Here is a 23,603-nt window from a genome sequence, read left to right as displayed (position 1 = left end):
TGCTAGATGATCAGCATGGCATCTCCAAAGCTGAAAAAGCGGTAGCTTTCCTTCACTGCTTCATTATAGGCGTTAAGCACATTTTCCCGTCCTGCCAGTGCACTGATCAGCATGATCAGCGTCGATTTAGGCAGATGGAAATTGGTAATCATCCCGTCAATTGCCTTGAACTCATAGCCAGGGTAGATGAAAATGCTTGTCCATCCACTTCCAGCCTCGAACCTGCCTTCATTGGCGTCTGCAATCGTCTCAAGTGTACGTGTTGAGGTAGTGCCGACAGTAATGATCCTGCCTCCATTTTCCCTGACCTCATTCAAAAGCCTTGCAGTTCCTTCCGTGACCTGATAGTACTCGGCATGCATACTATGCTCATGGATATCCTCGACACTGACTGGCCTAAAGGTTCCAAGCCCTACATGCAGGGTAATAAAAGCGATATGCACACCCTTTTCCCTGATTTCATCCAGCAGTTCTTCAGTAAAATGAAGCCCGGCGGTCGGGGCAGCAGCCGATCCCCTTTCTTTGGCATACACAGTCTGGTACCGTTCGCGGTCATCAAGCTGCTCTTTGATATAAGGCGGCAGGGGCATCTCTCCAAGCTGTTCCAGCACTTCATAAAAAATGCCTTCATAGTTGAATTTCAGCAGCCTTCCGCCCTGCTCTTCTGTACCAGTGCAGACTGCTGACAGTAGGCCGTCCCCGAATTCGATCCTTGTTCCTTCCTTGACTCTTTTTGCCGGTTTAATGAGCGTTTCCCATACATCGCCTTCCTGCTGTTTCAGCAGCAGAACCTCAATTTTGGCGCCGGTCCCTTCCTTGGCGCCGAACAGCCTGGCAGGCAGAACTCTTGTATCATTGAGCACAAGGCAGTCGCCCGGATTCAAATATTCGGGCAGATTTTTAAATGTTTCATGCTGCAATGCTCCATCTTCCTTGTCGAGCACCATCAGCCGGCTGCTCGTTCTATCTTCTAGAGGAGTCTGGGCAATCAGCTCCTCTGGCAAATGAAAATCAAACATTTCTACTTTCATGGTGTTTCACCCTATCTGTTTTTTTAACTCAATTTTATTTTTCCAGTAACAGCTTCAAGCCTCTGGCAGCTCAAGGTTAAGGTGATGGTAGACAAGGTGCGTCACAATCCTTCCCCTTGGGGTCCTTTGTAAAAAGCCGATCTGAAGCAGGTACGGTTCATATACATCTTCGATTGTATGGGATTCTTCCCCGATTGTAGCGGCTATCGTCTCAAGCCCGACAGGACCGCCGCGGAATTTCTCTATAATTCCTCTTAATAATTTATGGTCAATATGATCCAGCCCTAAACGGTCGACCTGCAGAAGTTCGAGAGAATCATGGGCAAGGGCTGCATCAATACTGCCGTCGCCCTTGACCTGGGCAAAGTCCCTTACCCGCCTCAGGAGGCGGTTGGCGATCCGCGGGGTTCCCCGGGATCTCCTGGCAATTTCAGAAGCCGCCAGATCGTCAATGCCTGTTTCAAGGACATCGGCCGTCCTTGAAACAATATTTTTGAGCTGACTCTCATTATAATACTCAAGGCGGCAGAGAACACCAAATCTGTCTCTGAGCGGTGCTGATACTGAACCCGCCCTTGTCGTTGCCCCCACGAGAGTGAATGGAGGGAGATCGAGCCTCACAGACCGCGCACTCGGGCCTTTCCCGATGACGATATCAAGGCAGAAATCCTCCATCGCCGGATACAGCACCTCTTCTATCGAACGCGGCAGCCGGTGGATTTCATCGATGAAAAGAACATCACCCGGCTCAAGCGCAGTCAGTATGGCAGCAAGGTCCCCCGGCCTTTCAATGGCGGGACCGGCGGTTGTCCTGAGATTAACCCCCATCTCATTGGCTATGATGCTGGCCAGCGTCGTTTTTCCAAGACCCGGGGGGCCGTATAGCAGGACATGGTCCAAAGTCTCTCCGCGGATCCGGGCAGCCTGGATGAAGACCTCCAGGTTTTCCTTCACTTTATCCTGTCCGATATATTGCCTCAGAGTCTGCGGCCTCAAGCTCTGCTCAAAGGAGACATCCTGAAGGTCCGCTTCACCTGAAATGATCCGATCTTCCATAAGCTGTATTCACCCCTTGGCTGCCGGGCGCTGCAAAAGGAGACTTCCGTCCTACTTAAGCAGCAGCTGCAAGCCTTTTTTAATATATTCATCTGTTGTAAGCTTCTCTTTTTCCAATGCCGGTTTGATGCGCTTGACCTCTTTTTCCGAATAGCCAAGAGCCCTGAGTGCCAGGATGGCCTCCTCAAGAAGAGCAGCGCTTCCTGTAGCAGCAGGCCTGGCTGCATCAGGATTGAACAGATTGGGAAAGAAGTCCGGAATCGCCTCCTGAAGCTTGCCTTTCAAATCAAGTATCATCTGGCGCGCCGTTTTTTTGCCCACTCCCGGGAATTTGACCAGGAACGCTTCATCTTCGTCCTCAATCGCCTGGACGACCTGAGCAGGCTCTCCGGATGCAAGGATCGCAAGGGCTCCTTTTGGCCCGATGCCGGAAACGTTCAGCAGCTTTGTAAACAGCATTTTTTCCTCACGGGAATGGAAGCCGTATAAAGCGAAAATATCTTCCCTTACATAATGATAGGTGAAAATCTGGATTTCCCCTCCCTGCTTATTTGAATAGCTGAATGGGTTGGGTGTGCTAATCTGATAGCCTAATCCATTATTTTCGACCACTATATATTCAGGGCCGATAAATTCGACCGTGCCTTTTATATATTCAAACAAATGTCTCGCTCCCCAAATTTTCTGTACCTCATTCTATCATACTACAAAGATTTGCCGAAGAAAAAAGTTGCAATTTTCAGGGTTATTTCTATATAATGGGAGAGGTTTTAAAAAATGACTGGGGGTCACCGAATTGAAGAAACTATTATCTCTTTTAGCAATTTTCACACTATTATTTGCCGTTGCAGGCTGCTCTTCAAATGAAGATGAGGGCAAAGAAGAAAAAGCTGCTGAAGAAAAGACAGCTGAACTGAATGATGCTGCTAAATCAAAGATCTATAATAGCGTCCGCATTGCGGAGCTGAAGGTAAACGAAGTATTCAACAAAGAAACCGCTGCTGACGAAGAAACGATCGTCATCAACTCAAGCTTTGCAGATGAAAGCTCTGCATCCGCATTCCTTTCAAAATACTACAGTGAAGATCTGGCAAAAGAAATGTATGCGCACTATGCTACAGACCAGAAATCTGAAGATGGCAAGATGATAGTCAATACTGAGCCGTTCTTCAATCCTTCTTTCCTTGACACAACACAGGAAGACGTTAAGATTGAGGGCGATGCAGACAAAGCCACTGTGACAACTGCCGAAAATGCAGCTTATACAGTGGAAATGCAAGACGAAAATTATGTAATAACAGGCTATGAAAAGTAATGAAGCCGGCCCTGGCCAATTGGACCAGGGCTTTTCTATCTTCACTCTGCTTATGCTACTGGCCGCTTCCGCTTTTTGAATAAGACTGGAAGGCCTCCAGCACCTCCACATACCTGTTCTTCGTCATGATTGGGATGCCCTTTTCAAGCTGTTCCCTTTTCTTGCTTTCAAGCTTCCCTATATCAATCTGAAAAAATGACTGGATGATTCGGCTTTTGTCCGGCCTGCCGTTATAGATGGTCAAAATGCCTTCATCCGTCAATCCAAAATACCCGTTCGATTTTAATAAAGGTGAAATGTCGTCCACCTGCTGGCGGAAAACCATTTGGCCTTCATCCATTTCAACCAGCTGCCATTCGTCATACTTGGACCAGAAATCCTCCAGGGACCACACGGTTTCCTGAATTTCTTCTTCGCTCATTTCCCCGTCGAGATACACTCTCTCCAGTATGACTGAGAGCTCGAGCGGGCCGCTTTCAGATGCACGCACCAGGATTCCTGTTTCTGTACCTGCAATTACAGCAAACCATACAGCTATCAGGAGAAATGAGGCAAGCAGCCGGATTGGATTGGTTCTCATAACAGATCACCCCTGGTTTGGTTTCCAAAACTTTATTTTTATTGTTTCCAGCTTCACATTAAATATGCCAATTTTTTTTAGGGATAATAGGAGCTTCAATTTTAGAAAAACAGCCTCCTCAGCATGGATAACATTAAAAGGAAAGCGACGGTAAATAATATGACGACCAGAATTTTTTCCTGTTTATTTTCTTTTTTCAACTCCTTGTCCTCCCTTTATTTTTTTATGTAAAGAAAAAGCAAAGCCGCAGCTCTGCTTTTTCAAAAATCAGCGGCCATTGCCATTGAGCCTGTGCCTGAGCGAATGGAACATATCCTTGATGTCCAGGTCAATCTGCTCTCTTGGCCCGCCATCCCGCAGGTCATTGTCTATATTGCGGATGCGGCTGAAGGTGCCTTCGTCCGCCACCACTGTACAGGATCTGCCCCGCAGATAAGGGGACACAGCCTGCTGTATCTCCTGCTTTGTCTCCTCTTCCCTGCTGTAGTCGGCCAGATCGACTGCAATCAGGACATCGCTTCCGTAAACGACAGAACGGACGTCTTCCACATTGCTGACGGCTGCTGTTTCATCGCCTATCTTTTCCGCAAGCTGCCCTTCGTAAGCCGTATAATAGGATCTTTTTGCTTCCCTTGTATTATCATCAAGATGCCCGTGGTAATTGGCATCACTGTGGCTGAAGCGATTATCATGCTGGTAGAAATTCTTATCATAGGCTGCAAGCGGACTGGACGGATTCTTATCCCGGTCCATGCCTGCCCCAAGCGACTCTGTGCGATGACCCGATTCAGAAGCTGTATCTCCGCCGTTTCCTCCCATAGCGCAGCCTGCAAGGCCAAGGCTTAATAATGCTGCAAATGGTACTGCCAGAAATTTCTGGTTCAAGCGGGTGACCCCCTTCGCCAATTTTGAGCTGTGCTCATTAATAGCTTTCCGGCGAAGGTTTGATTTCATCCTGAAAGTTTTGTCCAGCTAATCAGGCAGGTCTTTCGCAAGGTCCATCAGCTCTTTGATGAAAGCCTTCCTTTCGGTAAACTGCCCTGCAGTCATATCGAGCAGCTGCCTTGTTTTATAAGGATCGTTGTATGTCCTTTCTCTGACTAATCTGTTCCATTCCCGGAAAATGTCGGAGGGAAACGCCAGAGCAAAAATAAACCCCTTTTTGCTGAGATACGGAGACAAAACATCATACTCTCTCAGCGCTTCGGCAGACCAGCCAATAAACGGCAGGATCCGGTTGGCATATTGAAGATAGTCCATGCATACTGCTCCGATGCTGATTAAATCAAAGTCGATCAAATGGACTTTACCGTTTTCATCCCTAAGAAAATTATGGTGGGCCACATCACCGTGAAGGACTGTTTCATTTTCAGCTTCAAAAAATGCTTTTTCCCGCTCCATGCCCTTCAGGGACCAATCCGCCCAGCCCATCAGCTCTTCAATCATTTCTTTCTGGACGAAAAATTTAACCACTGGCTGATTGTTCAGAAACAGCGCTGCCCTTTCACGCCATTTTTCAATCTGGCTGAAACGCGGCAGGACACGATCATAGCGACCGGCCACCTTCGCAGCTGTTTGGTGGTACCGGCATAACAGTTCAAGTCCGGCACTGCGGTCAGCTTCATCATGATAAGAAAAAGAGTCACCCGGGACAATGTATTTCATGACTCCATAGTAATACATCCCATCATAAAGCGGCTGGACGGATGACACTGTTTCAAAGCTGCAGGCAGAATCAAAACCTTCTTTTTTGAGGGAAGAGGTGAAAGCCTCCTGAATTTTAAGGCGCTGATAAGAGGAATACCCTTTCACCACATACATGTCCTGCCCGGTATCAATCAGCATGACATTGTTTCTGACCGGTGAGAGTTCTTTAACGGGAAAAGGGAGGATTTGGCGTAAATAGGAGAGGAGACGATTGCAATAAGAATCGTCTCCCCAGCTTTTAACCATTAAATTCATAGCTTTCATCGTCAAAGCGCGGCATTCCGAATGCCTGGCCGCCCATCGGGCCATATCCCTGCGGCTGGCCCATGTATGGCGATTGGCCGAAGCCCATCTGCTGTCCATACTGAGGCTGGTACGGGGCTCCATAGCCCATTTGCGGCATGCCCATCCCCATATGGTGCATTCCTGGCTGCATACCATGGTGCATGCCCGGCATCATCTGCGGCATGCCTGAGCCGCATCCGCAGTCATCAGACATTCCCTGGACGCCCTGCTGAGGCATGAGCGGCATCTGGGCTTCGGAAGGCATGAGCGGCATTTGGCTTTGCGAAGGCATTAATGGCATCTGGGCCATAGAAGGAGACTCATATCCCTCCATCGCTCCCTGTACCATAGGCTGCTGAGGATATCCGTATGGCATACCCGGTTCACAGGCACCATAGCCAGGGCCAGGCATTACTGGTGAAACCGGGTGAAGGCAGGCTGGGTATGGAGGAAATGGATATTGCTGCTGCATGGCAGGCATGGTCTGCGTCGGCTGGAGCGGAAGCTGCTGCTGGGACATAGGAGATAATGGCAGCTGCTGCTGCTGATCTGACATTCCCATTACACCTGTAGGCTGGGCATACATCGGATTCGTGTTTGCCATAGGCATAAAAGATGAAGATTCTTCATAATGGTGCTGCATCTGGCCGGCACCTTCCATTCCAGGCATCATGCCGTATGGCATCTGCTGCTGGTATGGCATCTGCTGCTGGTATGGCATGGAAGCCCCCTGAACCTGAGGATAATGGCCAGGCTGCTGATAACCATGCCCCGGGTTCACCGGAGATCCTTGATAATAGTTTGGCTGATAAGGGTACATAGGCTGTTTATAACCTCCTTGCAGCGGCATCTGCGCTGTTTCTGGACTTTCCATCTCAGGGCTTTCTTCACCAGCCGGTTTAATGCCGGGAAGAATATTCATTGGCTTCGGCGGCAGCTGCGGCTGCTGCTTTGGCATGGTGATCGGCATCTGGGCTGCCGGCTCTTCCAGAGGCTTCGGCTTGTATTCCTGTTTCGGCATGGCCTTTGGCTTTGGCTGCGGTTTTGGCTGCGGTTTAGGGGCAGGCATGTTCATCATATAGTAATTGTTGATATCAATATCCGGAATGATCGGCTGCGGCATTTTTGGAACAAAAGGTGCTTTTGGCTGTTCCATCTTTGGAGCCGTCACCTGCGGCTTTGGTGCTTCTTTCTTTGGCTGCGGCGCTTCCACAGCCTGCATTGGCTTTTCTTTTGCAAAAGGATGCTCTGTTGTTGGCATTTCCTTCTTCGCGCCCATATTGATTTTTGCTTCAGGAGACATTCCCATCGGGGCTTCTTTCTTTATACTTCCCCCTGCTGTAGGAACTTTTATCTTCATCCCGGGCATAATCATATCAGGGTTGCTGAGCTGCGAATTCATCTTCTTCAGCTCTTCAAAGTTCACGCCGTACTTCTTGGCGATCTTCCAAAGAGTATCCCCTTTCTGTACGATATGGATCTTCACTCTGATATCCCTCCTATGCATAAGTCCATACATTGTATGACGGAATGGGCAAATTGCTAATCATTATCAAAAAAACTTATGCGGTTCCGGATAAACTTTGCGCCTCAAGCCTTGCAGCGGTGCCATGCATCAATTGAAAAACTAAATAAAACAGTCCCTTCGTCTTCAATGATATGAATGGCAGGCTTGCCATATAACAAGGAAGAAGAGGGACTGCTGAAAACCTCCGATATTTATTTGTCAGGACCGTGCAAGCATCCTTTCAAGGGCAAGCCTTGCATTGGAAGCAACAGGCTCCGATACTGTGATCCTGTTCACAGCAAGTCCTTCCGCCGCCATCTCAAGCGACCAGGCCAAATGCGGAAGGTCGATTCTGTTCATGGTCAGGCAGGGGCACATATTCGGGTTGAGTGAGATGATCTTTTTGTCCGGATGGGATTGAATGATCCTGTTCACAAGATTCATTTCAGTCCCGATTGCCCAATGGGTCCCCGGAGCTGATTTTTCGATTGCCTGGATGATGAAATTGGTTGATCCGGCCAAGTCAGAACGTTCGACTACCTCTCTCCGGCATTCAGGATGCACGATGATTTTCATGCCAGGAAAGTCTGCCCTGACCTGCTCGATGTTTGCCACTGTAAAGTTTTCGTGGACAGAGCAGTGACCTTTCCAAAGGATAACCTTCACTTCCTCCAGATTGCCTTCGTATTCAAGAATTTCAGAGATGGGATTCCAGACGGCCATTCTGTCAAGCGGGATAGCTAGATTGAAGGCTGTATTCCTCCCAAGATGCTGATCTGGCAGAAAAAGCAGCCTTTCTTTTTGTGTAAACGCCCACTCCACCATTTCTTCTGCATTCGACGAGGTAACGGTGGCCCCTCCATGTGCACCTACAAATGCTTTGATCGCGGCTGTTGAATTTACATAAGTCAGAGGCAGCATCGTATCGCCGAACATGGCAGACAGCCGGCTCCACGCTTTCTCAGTCTGGCGGATATCGGCCATATCAGCCATGGAACAGCCAGCCCTCATATCAGGCAGGTAGACCTTCTGATTTTCTGTAGTCAGGATATCCGCTGTCTCGGCCATAAAATGGACCCCGCAGAAGACAATATGCTCTGCGTCTTTATTCTCAGCAGAGAGCTGGGCAAGCTTCAGCGAATCTCCGGTAGCATCGGCAAATTGGATGACTTCATCTTTCTGATAATGATGTCCGGGGATGAAGAGCTTCTTTCCAAGCCTGCTTTTTACAGCCCGGACCCTTTCCTCAAGCTCTTCTGCTGGCATTGTTTTATATTTTTCCGGCAGCATCTTTGCCCCTTGCTCTGCTATCTCAAAAATATTCATCCTTTTACCTCCTGAAGCATTTTGACTTTCACACTGATATCCAGCGATTTGACAGAATGTGTGAGAAAACCGAGCGAGATATAATCAACATCTGTTTCCCCATAAGCGGCAAGTGTCTCCATCGTAATCCCACCTGATGCCTCTGTTGTGATTCCTTCCGGGACGAGCGGCAGCCATTCCCGGATTTCTTTTGGTGACCGGTTGTCAAACATGATGACATCCGCCTTCACTTTAACCGCCTCAAGCACCTGTTCCTTCGTTTCTGTTTCAACCTCTATTTTCACCATGTGGCCAAGTCTCGACCTCACCGCTTCGACAGCATTAGAAATACTCCCTGCGAAGGAAATATGGTTATCCTTGATCATGACAGCATCATACAATCCATACCGGTGGTTAAAGCCTCCGCCTGTACGGACTGCATATTTCTCCAGCATCCTCAAACCCGGGGTCGTTTTTCTTGTATCCGTGATCCTCGTGCGGCTTCCGGCCATTAACTGTACGGCTTCATTTGTCCTTGTTGCAATCCCGCTCATCCGCTGCAGCAGATTCAGGATAACACGCTCCCCTTTCAGTAGGCTGTGAACCGGACCTCTCACCCTTGCAAGAGTCTGGCCGGCTCTTATCTGCCCGCCGTCCCTGGCGATTAAATCAATATCAATGCTGCTGTCCAGTAAAGGGAAGCCTGTCAAAAGGATATCAGCTCCGCAGAAAACGCCATCTTCCTTGGCCAAAAACACAATCTCCCCCTGCTCTTCTTCCCCAAATATTAATTCACTGCTCACGTCCCGGTCCCCGATGTCTTCAAGAAAAAATTGTTCAAGTAGCAGCCGCAGCTTTAATCTGTTCATTTTCCCCATCCTCTTCTTTTTGATCTTTCTGCTGGATTATTTGTACTCTCAGCCATTTCTGGTCATCCTCAAATGGAAAGTCGCTTCGGAAATGCCCTCCTCGGCTTTCGGTCCTTTTTAAGGCCGCTTCTGTGATGAGCCATGAGGCAATCAGCATGAAGATAACCTTCATATCCTCCCGGCGATACCCTTCAAGCGAAGCACTGACCCACTTTTCCGCTCCAAATCCCTGCAGCCATTCCCTTTGTGCAAGAAGGCCGGAGGCGGTCCGGACAATCCCGGCATTCATCATCATGCGCTCTTTTATTTCCCCGATATTGGGCAGGTATGGCAAAGGGCGGGAATCGTCTGTCTCTACGCTCCTGGATCCCGCCTCATTGGGCTGCACCCGACATGATAAGATATACCGGGCAAGCTGCCTTCCAAAATAAAGTCCTTCGAGCAAAGAATTGCTCGCCAGCCGGTTCGCCCCATGGACACCTGTACAGGCAGCCTCTCCTATGGCATAAAGGCCGCTGACTGACGTCCTGCCGTCCAGATCGGTCCTGATTCCGCCCATCAGGAAGTGGCTGCCGGGAATGACCGGCAAAAGCCCCCGTTCAAGGGATATCCCGTTTTGCCTGCACATCTCCGTTATTGTCGGGAACCGGGAAGCGAAATTCCCGATAGAGGTAATATCAAGAAAAATGTCAATTCCGCTATTTAAATACTCGAAAATGGTTTGCGACACGATATGGCGCGGAGCCAGATCCTTCATAGGGTGGACGTTCTCCATGATCGCGCGGCCATCAGCTGTGACAAGCCTTGCGCCTTCCCCCCTCACAGCTTCAGAGATCAGGCCTGCGCCTTTTCCGCCGATTGACAATAATGTTGGATGAAATTGAATAAACTCCATATCTGCAACCTCTGCCCCAGCCCTGTATGCCAAGGCGATTCCGTCCCCCGTGACAGTTGCGGCGTTGGAGGTATAACTATACAGCTGGCCGCAGCCCCCTGTTGCCAGCACAATGTGATCTGCATAAAATTCAGCCTGTTTCCCATCCTGCCCTATGCCCCTCACCCCATAACAGCCGGAATCATTTGTCAGAAGATCATAGACAAAAAAGTCTTCAATGATCAAAGCTTTTTCATTTGTTTGTCCCAGTAAAAACCCTATCAGCTTTTTTCCTGTTGCATCGCCGCCTCCATGGACAATCCGTTTTTCCCGGTGTGCCCCTTCCATTCCCAGGAGAAGCTCCCCGGCTGTACTTCTGTCGAATGAACAGCCGGATGCAAGCAATTCATTGATCAATCCGGGGGCGGCTTCTGTCATACGCCTTGCTGCGTCCTCATCATTATGCCAGCGGCCCGCTTCCAATGTATCTTTTAAGTGAAGAGAAGGGCTGTCCTTGCTGCCCAGAGCTGCCGCTATACCGCCCTGGGCCATATAAGAATTGCTATCTGTCGCTTTAGATTTTGTGAAAATAATCACATTCATATCACGGCTGAGCTCCTTTGCCATTTGCAAAGCCGCCACACCGCTTCCAATGATAATCACATCGGTGCGATTTGCCATATTTTCTTCCTCCTGTTTTACAGGTGTCTTGACACCTATATTTACATAGAATTAAACTTATGACAAGTGATTTTTAATATTCATAGATTGGAAGCTGGTTTACGATGAAATATTTTGATTATGCTGCGACGTCTCCATTAGATCAGGATGCGGCAAATGTATATGTAAAAGCGGCCGGGGAATATTTCGGCAATACAGGCAGCCTGCATGACACCGGCAGCCGTGCAGCTTCCCTTCTCGAAAGCTGCCGTTCCCAGCTGTCCCTCATGCTCGGTGCCGAGAAGGAAGGGATTTTTTTTACAAGCGGGGGAAGCGAGGGAAATTTCCTTGCCATCCATGCACTGCTTTCTGCTGCGGAAAAGAAAGGAAAGCACATCATAGCAGGCAAGGCAGAGCATTCTTCTGTCCACAGTACACTCAGGCGGCTTGAGGAAGAAGGCTGTGATATAACACTCCTGCCTTTTGATGAAAAAGGAAGAATCAGAATTTCCGACTTTGAAGCTGCTATAAGGGAAGATACAGTGCTGGCTGTCATTCAGCACAGCAATTCCGAGATCGGGACCATCCAGCCAATGATGGAAATAAGCGCACTTTGCCGAAATAATGGAATTCTGCTGCACAGCGATATGGTCCATTCTTTTGGAAAAATGGAGCTGGCCGGCATTCTTGGACATGTCGACAGCCTTTCAATTTCTGCCCACAAATTTTACGGACCGAAAGGGGCTGGAGCTGTATACATCAGACCCGATCTTTCCTGGAAGCCTTATTATCCAGGCAGTTCGCATGAGAATGGTTTCAGGCCCGGCACTGTAAATGTCCCAGGGATAGCGGCTATGACAGAAGCCGCAGGCAAGGCATACAGAACCATGGCTGACTTTTCGGCGCTTGCTGACAGGCAGAGGAAAGAATTTCTTGGCGTGCTGAAAGAGGCGGACCTGCCTATTTCGGTATATGGTTCCGGCTTTTCCGGGGAGCAGCTTGCCTCTACGGTCGGGCTTGGGATCAGCGGGATTGAAGGACAATGGGTGATGCTTGAATGCAATCGGAGAGGATTTGCGATATCAACAGGAAGCGCCTGCCAGACAGGCATGCAGAATCCTTCCAAGACCATGCAGGCGATGGGGATAGAAGATGCTGCAGCAAAGGAATTTATCCGTATTTCCTTTGGGCGGGATTCTTCCTTTGAGGAAATCAGAGAACTTGGCAGCACAATTGCCGGCATCATCAGGGATTACAGCCGGCACAAGCCTGCCGCTGAATGATCGCTTTCAGGAAAATGCTGTGTTAAAATGGTTCATTATAAAAGGTGTTAGGAGAGTTTTGTATGAACGGACAGAAAAAAGTTCTGGGGGATGAACGGCGCTCTATGCTGCTGGATCTCCTTAAATCCCGCCAGGAGCCAGTCACAGGGAGCGAGCTTGCCAGAAAAGCGAATGTTAGCAGGCAGGTCATCGTCGGCGATATCACTCTTCTTAAGGCAAAGAATGAGCCGATCATTGCCACCAGCCAGGGATACCTCTATCTTCAGCAGGTTCCTCCCGCCCAGCTGTTCGAACGGACGGTCGCCTGCTCCCACTCTCCAGACAAGACAGAGGAGGAGCTGAATCTGCTTGTAGACCACGGGGCAACTGTTAAGGATGTGAAGATTGAGCATCCTGTATATGGGGACCTCACAGCATCCATCATGGTTTCCAACCGGCGGGAAGTCAAACAGTTTTTGGAAAAAATCAGGAAAACCAAAGCTTCCTTCCTCTCAGAGCTTACAGGAGGCTTTCACCTCCATACCATCACTGCTCCTTCTGAGTCAATTCTGGATGCTGCAGAACAGGCCCTTTCGGAAGCTGCATTCCTCGTTGACCTTCCGTAGAGCGAATGTTCATCCTAATAGGCAAAAGGCCGGGCTTCAGCAGCCCGGCCTTTCTTTTAGTAATTAATGCGCATTGGACGCCTTATCCCTCGTTTTCCTGCCAATCTGGTAATACGGATAGCTTCCCAGTATTTTCACTCCGCATCCCAGCGCCTCCAGCTCTGCTACCGCTCCGGGTATCAGGATATCATCGGCTTCCATATCAATATCAATGATGAAAAAATAATTGCCAAGCCCCGTTTTCATCGGCCTTGATTCAATCTTGGTCAAATTCAGCTTTCTCCAGGCAAATGCAGATAAAACCTGATGAAGCGCACCTGCCCGGTCTGAGGGCAAGGTGGCCATAACGGTCGTTTTAAAGCCCAGCGCCTTTGTTCTATCAAGCTTGACAGGCTTTTTCGAAATAACAGCAAAGCGGGTGTGGTTATATTGAAAATCATGAATATCCCTTTTTACAATAACCAATCCATATTCCTCTGCCGCGAGTTCATTGGCAATGGCGGCTGCCTTCATTTCCGGATTCTCTTTCACAAATTGAGCGGCAGCAGCCGTCGAGGTCATATTTTCTGACGGGATGCCCCTCAAATCCTGGTGGAGGAATTTATGGCATTGGGCGATTGCATGAGAATGGCTGTAAATGATTTCAGTATCCTGCCACTCTTCTGCATGCTCCGGATGCACCATCAGATGCTGGCTGATTGGAGCCGTTATCTCCCCGCAGATCGGCAAATCTACTTCATGAACCAAATAATCCAGTGTAATATTGACAGATCCTTCAAGCGCATTCTCAATCGGAACAACCGCAAAATCAATTTCTTCATTCAAGACCGCGTCCATGCAGCCTGGAATGGTGCGGTAAGGGATAGATTCCGTCTCCGGAAACATCGCCCTTACTGCCAAGTCAGTGAATGTAGCCTTTGGCCCAAGATAGCCTGCTTTCATAGTCAATACTCCTCCCAAACAAATCCACAGTTCTTTTTATATACTTTAACACTTTACACTGTGTATGTCCTTAGTTTTCAAGATGGGAATGGATAAAACTCTACAAACCTGCAGGGGATGCCGCCCGGTTTTAAAAAAAGGCGCCGGGAATATGGCTATGCACCTGATCCCAGCACCTCTACTTTTTCAACAAATTCCAATTTTCTCAGCCTGGCCAAAAGCTCATCGATTTCAATTCCCATCCCGCTCGTATTGAGAGACATGGTGACATTCGCCCTGCTTTGCAGAGGGATGGTCTGATGAATCGTTAAAACATTGCAGCCTGAGGATGCAACAATCCCAAGCAGCTGAGATAATGTTCCTGACCTGTCCTCCAAATGGAAAAACAGGGTGATAAGCCGCTCTTTGATCACAGTATGAAAAGGGAAGACCGTATCCCGGTACTTATAGAAGGCACTTCTGCTCAAGTCGACCTTCTGGACAGCGTCCCACACCGATTCCGCTTTCCCTCTATCAATCATTTCCTTCGCTTCAAGCGTTTTTTTCATGGCTTCCGGAAGGACATCTTCACGGACCAAATAAAATTTCCTATCTGACTTATCCTGTCTCATTCCTTTCACCCCTTCGCGTAAAGCAGTGTCTATGTATGTAAAATTTTCCTTGAAAAAGCCATGAAGCCTGCGCCGGCCCGACACGGTTCCGGCGCAGCGGCTTTATATGCTATTCAACAAATTCAAATTCAAACTCAAGCAGCTTGATCGTGTCGCCATCCTTGGCTCCGCGTTCCCTCAGTGCCTCGTCCACGCCCATGCCCCTCAGCTGGCGCGCGAAACGGCGGACCGATTCTTCCCGTGAAAAATCGGTCATCTTGAACACTTTGATGACAGCATCGCCGGAAAGGACGAAGCTTCCGTCCGGATCCCTTGTGATTACAAACTCAGTCTGAGGCTTTTCATGCTTATAGACAACCCGGTTAATGCCATTATCCTCTTCTTCATCTTCCATGAGAGGAAATTCAGGCGTTTCCTCGATCTTATCTGCAACAGCAAACAGCAGATCCCTGAGGCCCTGCCTTGTAAAAGCGGAGATCGGGAAAATCGGGTGATCATCAGTCAGCCTGCTCTTGAATTCCTTCAGATTTTCTTCAGCTTCCGGCATGTCCATTTTATTGGCTACAATGATCTGCGGACGCTCTGTCAGGCGAAGATTGTACTCTTTCAGCTCTTTATTGATTGTCAGGTAATCCTCATACGGATCCCGGCCTTCCACTGCTGCCATATCAATAACATGGACAATGACACGGGTCCTTTCGATATGGCGGAGGAACTGATGCCCCAGTCCAACGCCTGAGTGCGCCCCTTCAATCAGCCCGGGCAGGTCTGCCATTACAAAGCTTCTTCCATCTTCTGTTTCAACCATCCCTAAATTCGGGGCGATTGTTGTAAAATGGTACTCGGCAATCTTTGGCCTTGCTGAAGACACAACCGAAAGCAGGGTAGATTTCCCGACGCTTGGGAATCCGACAAGCCCGACATCAGCGAGAAGCTTCAGTTCGAGGACTACTTCCCGCTCCTGGCCAGGCTCGCCATGCTCTGACAGCTCCGGCGCAGGGTTGGCAGGAGTAGCGAATCTGGTATTGCCCCGCCCTCCGCGTCCGCCTTTTGCGATGATGGCCCTTTGCCCATGCTCAGTCAGATCTGCTATAACTTCTTTCGTATCCGCATCGGTCACAACCGTTCCCGGCGGAACCTTGATAATCATATCCTTTGAATTTCTGCCATGCTGATTTTTGGACATTCCATGTTCCCCGCGGGATGCTTTGAAATGGCGGTTATATCGGAAATCCATCAGGGTCCGCAGGCCTTCTTCCACCTCAAACACAACATCTGCACCCTTGCCTCCGTCCCCGCCTGCAGGGCCGCCCTTAGGCACGTACTTTTCACGGCGGAAAGCAACCATCCCGTTGCCTCCGTCTCCGCCTTTCACATATATCTTCGTTTGATCGACAAACATATTAAAAACTCCTCCTGTCTGCTGTATGTACACAAAAATGCGAAGCTACAGCAGTAAAAATCTGCTTTGCCCTAAGCAAGGCTCAGCGAATCCCCTTCCGGGCGCACCCAGCTACTCCAATCCCCTGCTGAATGGCATAAACACTTCCAGGGCCAGCTCCTGCTCAGACAGCTCCTCCATCTTCATCCTGATGGCCTGGTGCTGCTCTCCCAGATAAGATCTGATCGATTCTCTCTCTGTTATTATTCCGCTAAAATCAAAAAACAAACGGATTCCATCCTCCTGAGGCTCTATCAATACCGATAAATGGTTATCATGAAAGGGTTTGACCGAATCGTCCAGCCTTGCAAAAAAGGACCTTGTCCAGCTCTCCAGGAACTGGTCATCCAGTTTTCTGCACTTGACATCATCCAGCACCTCATACTCAATCTGGAACGAATGGTTTTCCCAATTGTAGGTAAACAGCAGGGAGGCAAATTGGGGAATATTCAAGTTGGAAAGCTTTGCTTCATTCTGGGCTTCTACAACGATTTCATCGATGATTTCCTTGGCTCTGTCATATTTGCTTAGGGAAAGATTTCCTTTAATTAATTGTATTTTATTCATCCAGTCATGGCGTGCATGCCGCAAAACCTCAACTGTGCTCCAATCTTTTTCCATAAATGCACTCCTACACAATTATTAGTGTCATAAGATTGCCTGCTGATAGTATATCAAAAAAGAAGATGGGAGTAAGCAATTTCCTGTTAAAATTAAGAATTCAAGGCAGCCGGGCACAAGCCGGCGAACCGCGGAAAAGCCACGGCAGCCCGATGGGGGATCCATGCCCTTTCCGCGGTCCACGCTTGATCATCAGCCCTATCGCTGGAATCGCATCTAAAGGAAAAAAGAAAACTCTAACCTGTCGGTTAGAGTTTTCTGTGGTAAGCTTAAGCTTCTTGAGCAGCTGGATAAACGCTCACTTGCTTGCGGTCACGGCCTACACGCTCGAACTTGACAACTCCGTCCACTTTCGCGAAAAGAGTATCGTCGCCTCCGCGTCCAACGTTCACTCCAGGGTAGATCTTTGTACCGCGCTGACGGTAAAGGATAGAACCGCCGGATACGAATTGACCGTCTGCACGCTTAGCGCCAAGGCGCTTAGAGATTGAGTCACGGCCGTTCTTTGTAGAACCTACTCCTTTTTTAGAAGCGAAAAACTGAAGATCTAATCTTAGCATTTGTTTCACCTCCTATTTTTTGAAGGTTATTTTTATGTGCTTGCCATACTCACGCTCAATCGTCTCCAATGAAACAATCATGCCTTCCAGCAGAAGCTGGACTTTCTCTTGCGTCTCTTCAGGAAGATCCTGCGGAATGTCGCATCGGAGAAAGCCGCTGTCTCCCTGTTCGATGTCAGGCTCGACTCCTGTCAGCGCCATGATGCTGTTGATGGCACCGATGGACACTGCAGAAACGCCTGCACATACGATATCTTTGCCATGGTTGGCAAAAAGGGCATGCCCGCTCAATGAAAAAGACCTGACGCGGCCGGCTTCAGTACGAATAATCGTCGTATGGATCATACAGCCAAACCTTATGCGTTGATCTTTTCGATCACAACTTTAGTGAACGGCTGACGATGACCTTGCTTTTTACGATAGTTTTTCTTCGCTTTGTATTTGAAGACAATGATCTTCTTTGCACGGCCTTGTTTTTCAACTTTAGCCGTTACAGTAGCGCCTTCAACTACAGGGCTTCCTACCTTTACATTGTCGCCGCCTACGAATAAAACTTTGTCAAAAGTAACTGTTTCGCCTTCTACAGTGTCCAGCTTTTCGATGAAGATAGCTTGGCCTTCTTCAACTTTGATCTGCTTTCCACCAGTTTCGATAATAGCGTACATGAACTGCACCTCCTTATAGACTAAGACTCGCCAATTGCAGGCGTTTTGCAAAAAAGAGCAAAAGCTTGAATACCTGCTCTGAGCGGTTGTAGCTTGGTGCGCTACAAACATAACATAAGAATACTATCATATATTCAGAGAGTGTGTCAATACATTATCCCGGTTTTAAATCAGGAAGCTTTATTGCTTTTTATGCTTCGCTTCAATTTCCTTCAGGCTTCCCAGCTGGCGGATTTCATAAAAAGGAATCCCGGAGTCTTCTGCAGCAAAAAAGAGCCTGAGGCCGCATGTTTCTTCCAGCCTTTTCCGGTGAATGCCCTGCTCGCCCGAAAAAACATCCAAAACATCTGCAGAGAGCCTTATGAGGGCGGCTTCATAATCGCTTCCCCGCATTTCCCAAATTTCCCGCTCAAGCCGGAAGGCCGCTGTCTCTGCACTGACCATCCGCCCAGTCCCTTCACAGGCAGTACACTTGACCGTAAGCGATTCAGAAAGGGCAGCACGCGTCTTTTTCCTTGTAATCTGCAATATGCCTAGCGGAGTGAACCCGACGATCCTCGTCCTCCGCTCATCTTTGCGGAGCTCTTTTTCCATCACCCTTGAAATATGCTGCCGGTCTCTTTCCTCTTTCATATCAATGAAATCAATCAGAATCATGCCGCCGATGTCCCTGAGCCTGATCTGCCTTGCAGCCTCTGCCGCCGCCCATTCATTAGTCCTGAGAACCGTGTCGCGCAGATTTTCCCGGCCGGAGTATTTTCCTGTATTCACATCGATGACAGTCAGAGCCTCTGCTTCGTCAAAGATAAGATAGGCGCCGTTATCAAGCCAGACGATTTTTTTTAGCGCCCTATCGATTTCCTGGTCAAGATTATAGGCAGAGAAAATGCTTTCCTTATTATTGTAGTAACGGACTACAGACTCTGCCGCTGCTTTTTCCAGTTTCTGCTTTACAGCAAGGTCGTCAACCACCACCTCGCCGGCTCCAAGCCTGGCCATCTCTGCTGCCGCTTCCTCCAGGAAGGTTTCTTTTTCAGCAAGCTTTGCAGGCTTCTTTACCGAAGCAGCCTTTTTAGCAAGCTCACGGTGTTCTGCACGAAGCTCCTCCAGTTCTTTTTGGAAGTCTTCTTCAGATGCTCCTGCAGCAGAAGTACGGAAGATGAGCCCTTCTTCTTCTTCCTTTAGTTTCATCCCGAGCGTTCTCAGCTCTTCCCTTGCAGAGTCTTCCTCTATTTTCCTTGAAACGGCCACATACCGGCCAAAGGGCATATAAATCAGCTTTTCGCCCTGGAATTCAATGACATTGGTAAGCCGGGGACCTTTCGTGCCCGCAGCATCTTTTTCAACCTGTACAAGCAGTTTTTCACCTTCACGAACAAAAGAGGAGATTGATTTTTTGTCTTTCTTCTCTTTGTCTTCGGCTGAACGCACATATGATGCGAGCCTGTCGCGGTGCAGAAACCCGCTCTTTTCTTCCCCAATCTCAACGAAAGCAGCATTCATCCCAGGCAGCACCTTTGCGACCGTCCCGAGATAAATGCTGCCTACTGCGGATAGATTTTTCGGCTGGTCAATGATCAGCTTTTCCGGCTTGCCCGATTCATTCAGAACTGCATAACGTTTTTCCCTTGTTGCGTAATTGATGACTAATTTTTTCAACTTTATTCCCCGCTTTGATATATCTAAAAATCTTTGTCTATTATTATCAAGCTTTAATAGGCATAAAGCAAATCAGCCATTCGTGCTGTGGTAAGCTTTTCGGAAAAATAGGCATGAAGAAGCTCATTCTCATCAAGTGCTGCATGCTCCTTTCCATCCTTTTCCACAATAATCGGATGCTTGGTGCCGCGCTGGAAACGCTCAAGCACTTCGACAACCATCTCATCCTCTTTGACGATCAATGGCTTCAGTACTTTGAACTCATTCCGGTTTCCATAATACCGCTCAAGCAGGAATCTCATAAAAATAAACCGCCGCTGCTTCCATTCAAAATGCAGGGAAAAAAGCAGGAAGCCGAGCACAATCCAGACATTCGGATTAAGGGGCGCTGCCAGCAGCATAACCGCAGCAAAAATAAGGGCTGCCCCAAGTGAAATCCTTAAGGCCTGTTTGTGGGCATCTGGGAAGGCCTTCTTTTGGGACAGGTATAAAAACAGCAGCTTCCCCCCATCAAGCGGCCAGATAGGCAGAAGATTGAAAATCAGAATCATGATATTATATTGAAAAAAAAGCTCAAACAGTGCCCCGTCCAGCACTGACATACTATAAAGAATGTAGGAAAGGGCAATCAGCCAGACATGCTGGAGAGGCCCGGCCAAAATAACGGCCGCTTCTTCCTTCAGCGGCCTGTTTCCATGCTCATCCATTTCGGCTACTCCGCCAAATGGAAGCAATGATATTCTTTTAATTCGCCATGAAAAGCGGGCTGCCGCCCAGGCATGACCCATTTCGTGCACAAAGACAATCAGGAGGAGCATCATCACCTCCTGAAAACGGGCCGTTGCCACTGCCAGCCCGATGACAGCCCACAGCAGGGGATGAATGTGGATATACCGGAATAGACTGAGCATTTTAGTCAAATTGCATCACCTGGATCGGATCGATAAAATCATCGCCTTGCTTTAGCGCAAAATAAAAAGATCCTTTGCCGCTCTCCGGCACTTCAGCTGCTGTTCCCACTGCGACACCTTTGCCGATATAATCATAAAGATTGACCTTGATCTCGCTCAAATTTCCATACCATGTCTCAGTTTTATCAGCATGCTGGACAATGACGGTTTTCCCGAATCCTTCTTTATTGCTGGCAAACTTAACAAGCCCCTCTTCTACTGATTCCACATTTGCATCGATTGCGACCTCAATCGTCACCCTCTGGCCTGTCTCATCGAACTCCTCAAGGATTTTGCCGGAGGCTGGGAGCGCATATTCCTGGGCGGGAGCTGACTCGTCCCTCTCCTTTTTTGAATCCGTAAAAGGCACCAGCGCCAAAGGCTCCCCGAACTGCTCTTCATACCATTCCGACACAGCGGCAAACTGAAAGTCAGTCTCCATCGTTTTGGCCACAAAGTTTTTGGCCGGCTCAAAGGCAGCTGACGGATTTTTGAAAAGGATGGCTGTGACCAGCACCAGGCATGCAGAGGCCAGCAGCTTAAAGAAAAATACTTCTTTTTTAAAAAGGGGATGCTCTCCTTCAGGAGAGGAAGCTTCATAGGCAGGCATCTTTCCAAACCCGTGCTTTTCTTCCTCTTCTGCCCAGGGAAGCCTGTGCTGCAACTGTTTATTGATCCGTTCCTGGTCTTTTTTCCGCTTTTCGATTCTTTTGCGTATTTCATCTGCTCTTGAACGCATAATCTCCCCACCTGTCCCTAAACTGATTTGTACAAGTCTATGAGGGGTTTGGGGGGAGTATGACATTTTGGGGGAGAAAGAGGCGGAGAGATTGGGAGAATATCAACGATTGGGAACAGTTAAAAAAGCAAACAAAAAAAGCCGGAGATTACCGACTTTTTTGACTGAAGACCAATCGTATTAAACAGATTTTTTGTTGCGCTTAAGTATGAGGCTGTTGATTTGCGTTCCAGGCACTTCGCTTTCCGCGGGGCGGCGCTGAGCCTCCTCGGAGCGAGCTCCTGTGGGGTCTCAGCTCTGCCGCTATTTCCCGCAGGAGTCTGCGTGCCTTCCACTCCAATCAACAGGTTTTTCAAACTTATACGTGCTAAATCATAAGATCTCAAAGCAGATAGAATTTCTCAATTTAAAGCCCTTAATAACTTTGATACTCCTATTTTACACCAAAGAATCTTTTCAGTTTGGTGAACATGCCTGTGTTTTCTTGTTCGAGCTGCTGGAGCGGAACGGCTTCGCCGAGGATGCGGCGGGCGATGTTGCGGTAGGCGACGGATGCTTTGCTGTTCGGGTTGAGTGCGATCGGTTCGCCGTGGTTGGATGCTTTGATGACTTCGTCGTCATCTGCCACGATCCCGATCAGGTCGATGGATAGATGGGCCGTGATTTCATCGACATCCAGCATATCGCCATTTTTCATCATATGGCTGCGGATCCTGTTGATGACAAGTTTGGGCGCTTCGACATTCTCTTCCTTTTCGAGCAGGCCGATGATCCTGTCGGCATCACGGACGGCTGAGACCTCGGGAGTCGTGACGACAATCGCCTTGTCTGCTCCGGCAACGGCATTCTTGTAGCCTTGTTCGATCCCTGCCGGACAATCGATAATGATATAATCATAGTCCTGCTTCAGCTCTTCTACCAGCTTTTTCATCTGTTCAGGATTTACAGCGGTTTTATCACTTGTCTGGGCAGCAGGAAGCAAATAAAGAAGATCTTCAAAGCGCTTGTCCTTCACAAGAGCCTGATGGACCTTGCAGCGGCCTTCAATGACATCCACCAGATCATAGATGATGCGGTTTTCAAGCCCCATCACCACGTCCAGGTTGCGCAGGCCGATATCTGTATCGATAAGGCAGACCCGCTTCCCCTGCAAAGCCAAAGCTGTTCCGATGTTGGCGGATGTAGTCGTTTTGCCGACACCGCCTTTGCCTGAAGTAATTACAATAGCTTCTCCCACACTAGTGTCCCCCTTCCAATCTCGTTAAGTTTGGTCTGAGATGCATTAAAACCTGCAATCTATCAACTATCATTTGTTCATTTTCATCTATGTAGGCACATTCCATTTCCCTCATGTCCTCATCCTTGCTGTGATCAGGCGCCCGGTTGATGCAGTCGCTGATCCTTAGCTGGGAAGGCCTCATCATGCTTGCCGCTATGACTGCCTGCTTGTTTCCGTAGCAGCCGGCATGGGCAATTCCCTTTAAGCTGCCCATGATAAAAATGCTTCCTCCCGCCATGACAGTGCCGCCGGGATTCACATCCCCAATCAGGAGCAGGTCGCCAGGAACTTCAAGGACCTGCCCTGAGCGGATGATTTTTGCCACCGACATAATCTCATTTTCTTTCTTTTCCCTCTCCGCCTCTTCCTTAGTCAGAACATTTGAGCTGACAGAATCAACGACAAAGTTCTTCTTTGACCTGATCAAATCCTTCAGCTCTTCCTCCTGATCAGCGGTAAGATAGCGGTTTCCTGCCTGAACCCTTACAGACATAAGCGGACGGTCTACATTGGTTCTCGCGCTTTCGGAGAGCTTTCTATCAAGCTCCTTTTTCAGTTCCTCATAGGAACAGGAGTCGTCCAGATGAAGAGTCAGGCCGTCCTTTGTCCCTTTTATTGTCACATTCTGAGTTTTCTTCATTGCAAGATGTTCACCTCAATAAGAAAAGCGCAAGCGCTTTGGTCACCCCCTAAAAGCAGAAGGCGATCCTCCCGGAAAGGCGTTCTTTGCCTTTGTGGAAGGATTGGCTTCTGACCTCGAGGGGGCAGGCGCTGTGGCTAGACAGTGATCAAATTAGAAAAAATATAAACTTTCTTATCCTGATAAGAAAAACCTGGCATCTGCCAAGTCCTTACAGCCGGCTGACCGGCTTTCCAACCCTTCAGAACAGCTGTGCTGCCTCTGCAAAGGATACGAGCCGTACACCATACATAGAATCAATGTATGCCTTTTTTGCAGCTCCACATAATACAATTCGACATAAGCTCACAAAATCCTTTTTTCGCCTGTGCAGTTTTACATGCTGCCACAATATTTTTATCGGCTGCCCTCAAGCTTTT

Annotated in this window: 25 protein-coding genes and 1 other annotated feature; of the genes, 3 read left to right on the top strand and 22 right to left on the bottom strand. The window is 48.5% G+C overall.

Features of this window, described 5'->3' with window-relative positions; all coding sequences use genetic code 11:
• Positions 1 to 2: 2 nt before the first annotated feature.
• From queA to ruvA, 3 genes are read right to left on the bottom strand one after another with little or no spacing between them, the layout of a single operon-like run.
• Positions 3 to 1,031, bottom strand: a complete 1,029-nt coding sequence (gene queA / locus RBB45_RS00525; RefSeq protein ID WP_094766983.1) for a tRNA preQ1(34) S-adenosylmethionine ribosyltransferase-isomerase QueA — start codon at positions 1,029 to 1,031, stop codon at positions 3 to 5.
• 54 nt (positions 1,032 to 1,085) lie between these two features.
• On the bottom strand, positions 1,086 to 2,087 hold the full coding sequence (gene ruvB, locus RBB45_RS00520; protein ID WP_009796124.1) for a Holliday junction branch migration DNA helicase RuvB: 1,002 nt from the start codon (positions 2,085 to 2,087) through the stop codon (positions 1,086 to 1,088).
• A gap of 51 nt (positions 2,088 to 2,138) precedes the next feature.
• Entirely contained in the window at positions 2,139 to 2,750 is a 612-nt protein-coding gene (gene ruvA / locus RBB45_RS00515) for a Holliday junction branch migration protein RuvA (protein ID WP_009796123.1), read from the bottom strand.
• Between the two features lie 133 nt (positions 2,751 to 2,883).
• On the opposite strand from ruvA, the gene RBB45_RS00510 reads away from it, so the two are divergent.
• Positions 2,884 to 3,402, top strand: coding sequence for a hypothetical protein (locus tag RBB45_RS00510; RefSeq protein ID WP_009796122.1), 519 nt, complete (start codon positions 2,884 to 2,886; stop codon positions 3,400 to 3,402).
• A gap of 55 nt (positions 3,403 to 3,457) precedes the next feature.
• Here the strand turns inward: RBB45_RS00510 and RBB45_RS00505 are convergent, their stop codons facing one another.
• From RBB45_RS00505 to nadB, 7 genes are all read right to left on the bottom strand, one after another.
• Positions 3,458 to 3,982, bottom strand: coding sequence for an intercompartmental signaling factor BofC (locus RBB45_RS00505; protein ID WP_009796121.1), 525 nt, complete (start codon positions 3,980 to 3,982; stop codon positions 3,458 to 3,460).
• 267 nt (positions 3,983 to 4,249) lie between these two features.
• Positions 4,250 to 4,867 carry a YhcN/YlaJ family sporulation lipoprotein gene (locus tag RBB45_RS00500; RefSeq protein ID WP_224951570.1) on the bottom strand — a complete coding sequence of 206 codons (618 nt, stop codon included), beginning with the start codon at positions 4,865 to 4,867 and terminating at the stop codon, positions 4,250 to 4,252.
• An 87-nt stretch (positions 4,868 to 4,954) separates the two neighbouring features.
• Positions 4,955 to 5,944 (bottom strand): phosphotransferase, encoded by a 990-nt coding sequence (locus RBB45_RS00495; protein WP_224951572.1) that lies wholly within the window; start codon positions 5,942 to 5,944, stop codon positions 4,955 to 4,957.
• Positions 5,928 to 7,460: a SafA/ExsA family spore coat assembly protein gene (safA, locus tag RBB45_RS26415; RefSeq protein ID WP_306009015.1), complete on the bottom strand. Its 1,533-nt coding sequence runs from the start codon at positions 7,458 to 7,460 to the stop codon at positions 5,928 to 5,930. The genes RBB45_RS00495 and safA overlap by 17 nt, the downstream gene beginning before the upstream one ends.
• Positions 7,461 to 7,700: 240 nt before the next feature.
• Complete coding sequence (gene nadA / locus RBB45_RS00485) at positions 7,701 to 8,807, bottom strand: quinolinate synthase NadA (RefSeq protein ID WP_224951574.1); 1,107 nt, start codon at positions 8,805 to 8,807, stop codon at positions 7,701 to 7,703.
• Positions 8,804 to 9,655, bottom strand: a complete 852-nt coding sequence (gene nadC, locus RBB45_RS00480; RefSeq protein WP_009796114.1) for a carboxylating nicotinate-nucleotide diphosphorylase — start codon at positions 9,653 to 9,655, stop codon at positions 8,804 to 8,806. Before nadC ends, nadA begins: the two co-directional genes overlap by 4 nt.
• Entirely contained in the window at positions 9,624 to 11,210 is a 1,587-nt protein-coding gene (gene nadB / locus RBB45_RS00475; protein ID WP_224951576.1) for an L-aspartate oxidase, read from the bottom strand. Before nadB ends, nadC begins: the two co-directional genes overlap by 32 nt.
• 104 nt (positions 11,211 to 11,314) lie before the next feature.
• On the opposite strand from nadB, the gene RBB45_RS00470 reads away from it, so the two are divergent.
• Positions 11,315 to 12,472: an IscS subfamily cysteine desulfurase gene (locus RBB45_RS00470; protein WP_224951577.1), complete on the top strand. Its 1,158-nt coding sequence runs from the start codon at positions 11,315 to 11,317 to the stop codon at positions 12,470 to 12,472.
• A 62-nt stretch (positions 12,473 to 12,534) separates the two neighbouring features.
• Positions 12,535 to 13,077, top strand: coding sequence for a transcription repressor NadR (locus RBB45_RS00465; RefSeq protein ID WP_224951579.1), 543 nt, complete (start codon positions 12,535 to 12,537; stop codon positions 13,075 to 13,077).
• Positions 13,078 to 13,140: 63 nt separating this feature from the next.
• On the opposite strand, the gene pheA is transcribed toward RBB45_RS00465, so the two are convergent.
• The 12 genes from pheA to minC all read right to left on the bottom strand — a co-directional run bounded on the left by pheA (position 13,141) and on the right by minC (position 23,184).
• On the bottom strand, positions 13,141 to 14,019 hold the full coding sequence (gene pheA, locus RBB45_RS00460; RefSeq protein ID WP_129612107.1) for a prephenate dehydratase: 879 nt from the start codon (positions 14,017 to 14,019) through the stop codon (positions 13,141 to 13,143).
• Positions 14,020 to 14,174: 155 nt separating this feature from the next.
• On the bottom strand, positions 14,175 to 14,630 hold the full coding sequence (locus RBB45_RS00455) for an ACT domain-containing protein (protein ID WP_035403585.1): 456 nt from the start codon (positions 14,628 to 14,630) through the stop codon (positions 14,175 to 14,177).
• 109 nt (positions 14,631 to 14,739) lie between these two features.
• The gene (obgE, locus tag RBB45_RS00450; protein WP_094766974.1) at positions 14,740 to 16,032 is read right to left on the bottom strand and encodes a GTPase ObgE; all 1,293 of its coding nucleotides are present in this window, start codon (positions 16,030 to 16,032) and stop codon (positions 14,740 to 14,742) included.
• A gap of 111 nt (positions 16,033 to 16,143) precedes the next feature.
• Positions 16,144 to 16,692: a sporulation initiation phosphotransferase B gene (locus tag RBB45_RS00445; RefSeq protein ID WP_009796106.1), complete on the bottom strand. Its 549-nt coding sequence runs from the start codon at positions 16,690 to 16,692 to the stop codon at positions 16,144 to 16,146.
• Positions 16,693 to 16,961: 269 nt separating this feature from the next.
• A complete protein-coding gene (gene rpmA, locus RBB45_RS00440; RefSeq protein ID WP_009796105.1) occupies positions 16,962 to 17,252 on the bottom strand; it encodes a 50S ribosomal protein L27 in 291 nt (96 codons plus the stop codon).
• Positions 17,253 to 17,264: 12 nt separating this feature from the next.
• On the bottom strand, positions 17,265 to 17,597 hold the full coding sequence (locus tag RBB45_RS00435) for a ribosomal-processing cysteine protease Prp (RefSeq protein ID WP_009796104.1): 333 nt from the start codon (positions 17,595 to 17,597) through the stop codon (positions 17,265 to 17,267).
• An 11-nt stretch (positions 17,598 to 17,608) separates the two neighbouring features.
• Positions 17,609 to 17,917, bottom strand: a complete 309-nt coding sequence (gene rplU, locus RBB45_RS00430) for a 50S ribosomal protein L21 (RefSeq protein WP_009796103.1) — start codon at positions 17,915 to 17,917, stop codon at positions 17,609 to 17,611.
• 13 nt (positions 17,918 to 17,930) lie between these two features.
• Positions 17,931 to 18,015 (bottom strand) — a sequence feature (ribosomal protein L21 leader region).
• Positions 18,016 to 18,097: 82 nt separating this feature from the next.
• Entirely contained in the window at positions 18,098 to 19,576 is a 1,479-nt protein-coding gene (locus RBB45_RS00425; protein WP_224951581.1) for an Rne/Rng family ribonuclease, read from the bottom strand.
• Positions 19,577 to 19,629: 53 nt separating this feature from the next.
• Entirely contained in the window at positions 19,630 to 20,496 is an 867-nt protein-coding gene (locus tag RBB45_RS00420; RefSeq protein ID WP_101550413.1) for a M50 family metallopeptidase, read from the bottom strand.
• Entirely contained in the window at positions 20,489 to 21,265 is a 777-nt protein-coding gene (locus RBB45_RS00415; RefSeq protein WP_129612109.1) for a M23 family metallopeptidase, read from the bottom strand. Before RBB45_RS00415 ends, RBB45_RS00420 begins: the two co-directional genes overlap by 8 nt.
• Positions 21,266 to 21,698: 433 nt before the next feature.
• Positions 21,699 to 22,502 (bottom strand): septum site-determining protein MinD, encoded by an 804-nt coding sequence (minD, locus tag RBB45_RS00410; protein WP_094766970.1) that lies wholly within the window; start codon positions 22,500 to 22,502, stop codon positions 21,699 to 21,701.
• Position 22,503: 1 nt separating this feature from the next.
• A complete protein-coding gene (gene minC / locus RBB45_RS00405; RefSeq protein WP_224951583.1) occupies positions 22,504 to 23,184 on the bottom strand; it encodes a septum site-determining protein MinC in 681 nt (226 codons plus the stop codon).
• Positions 23,185 to 23,603 lie beyond the last annotated feature (419 nt).

Origin of the sequence: Bacillus sp. MMSF_3328, from assembly GCF_030733525.1 — a bacterium.
GTDB classification, from domain to species: domain Bacteria; phylum Bacillota; class Bacilli; order Bacillales; family Cytobacillaceae; genus Bacillus_AB; species Bacillus_AB infantis.
Note: the sequence above shows the minus strand (reverse complement) of the source record. Positions and strands in the feature narration are given on the sequence as shown.

Bases quoted from the DNA above. Each gene is read 5' to 3' on its own strand.
- RBB45_RS00435 (WP_009796104.1), bottom strand. From the start codon at position 17,597: ATGATCCATACGACGATTATTCGTACTGAAGCCGGCCGCGTCAGGTCT.
- RBB45_RS00465 (WP_224951579.1), top strand. From the start codon at position 12,535: ATGAACGGACAGAAAAAAGTTCTGGGGGATGAACGGCGCTCTATGCTG.
- minC (WP_224951583.1), bottom strand. From the start codon at position 23,184: ATGAAGAAAACTCAGAATGTGACAATAAAAGGGACAAAGGACGGCCTG.
- nadC (WP_009796114.1), bottom strand. From the start codon at position 9,655: ATGAACAGATTAAAGCTGCGGCTGCTACTTGAACAATTTTTTCTTGAA.
- nadB (WP_224951576.1), bottom strand. From the start codon at position 11,210: ATGGCAAATCGCACCGATGTGATTATCATTGGAAGCGGTGTGGCGGCT.
- RBB45_RS00455 (WP_035403585.1), bottom strand. From the start codon at position 14,630: ATGAGACAGGATAAGTCAGATAGGAAATTTTATTTGGTCCGTGAAGAT.
- nadA (WP_224951574.1), bottom strand. From the start codon at position 8,807: ATGAATATTTTTGAGATAGCAGAGCAAGGGGCAAAGATGCTGCCGGAA.
- rpmA (WP_009796105.1), bottom strand. From the start codon at position 17,252: ATGCTAAGATTAGATCTTCAGTTTTTCGCTTCTAAAAAAGGAGTAGGT.
- RBB45_RS00505 (WP_009796121.1), bottom strand. From the start codon at position 3,982: ATGAGAACCAATCCAATCCGGCTGCTTGCCTCATTTCTCCTGATAGCT.
- pheA (WP_129612107.1), bottom strand. From the start codon at position 14,019: ATGAAAGCAGGCTATCTTGGGCCAAAGGCTACATTCACTGACTTGGCA.
- ruvB (WP_009796124.1), bottom strand. From the start codon at position 2,087: ATGGAAGATCGGATCATTTCAGGTGAAGCGGACCTTCAGGATGTCTCC.
- rplU (WP_009796103.1), bottom strand. From the start codon at position 17,917: ATGTACGCTATTATCGAAACTGGTGGAAAGCAGATCAAAGTTGAAGAA.
- RBB45_RS00470 (WP_224951577.1), top strand. From the start codon at position 11,315: ATGAAATATTTTGATTATGCTGCGACGTCTCCATTAGATCAGGATGCG.
- RBB45_RS00445 (WP_009796106.1), bottom strand. From the start codon at position 16,692: ATGGAAAAAGATTGGAGCACAGTTGAGGTTTTGCGGCATGCACGCCAT.
- RBB45_RS00495 (WP_224951572.1), bottom strand. From the start codon at position 5,944: ATGAATTTAATGGTTAAAAGCTGGGGAGACGATTCTTATTGCAATCGT.
- obgE (WP_094766974.1), bottom strand. From the start codon at position 16,032: ATGTTTGTCGATCAAACGAAGATATATGTGAAAGGCGGAGACGGAGGC.
- RBB45_RS00415 (WP_129612109.1), bottom strand. From the start codon at position 21,265: ATGCGTTCAAGAGCAGATGAAATACGCAAAAGAATCGAAAAGCGGAAA.
- queA (WP_094766983.1), bottom strand. From the start codon at position 1,031: ATGAAAGTAGAAATGTTTGATTTTCATTTGCCAGAGGAGCTGATTGCC.